General features: G+C 50.9%; 1 protein-coding gene. It reads right to left on the bottom strand.

The features are described from left to right. Positions 1-507 (bottom strand): hypothetical protein (locus tag R7E78_RS30905; RefSeq protein WP_318059240.1); only part of this gene is annotated, 507 nt, incomplete at both ends.

Consider the following 507-nt stretch of genomic DNA (forward strand, 5'->3'; position numbering starts at 1 on the left):
ATCACTGGCATACATGTGCGTTTGCAAATTAAGGGCCGGAAGACGTCCTTGCCACTGCTGCGCATTGCGCTCCAAGTCATTCACCTGTGACGATGCAGAAGTCGGCGCATCGTTTTGAGACAGCGCATTTTCCACTTTTTTGGCGAGATCTGGAGACAAGGAAGACAAGTCTAGATCATCCAATGACAAACCTAAGTCGTCACGACGATGCGTAGATGCTGTGCTCGTGACGGGAGTAGCCGTTGTCAGATCTGGAGCCTCACCCTCGTTGGCATACTCGGAGGGTTGCAAGAATGTCCCAATGTCGCGAGATAACTCGGCACTCGGCCATTCTCGTGGCAGTTGAGCAAGATCCGTTGATTCTGGATAATCTAAAACTTCAAATGGTTGTACGACTTCCGCCACCACTACCTCTGGCGTAACCGCTTGAGCCTCTGGCGTAAGCAAATCTAAATGCCACGCAACCACAATCGCTGACACGCTAATAGGCACAAGAAAGAGTCCAAC

It is taken from the genome of Vibrio sp. YT-19(2023), assembly GCF_033337395.1.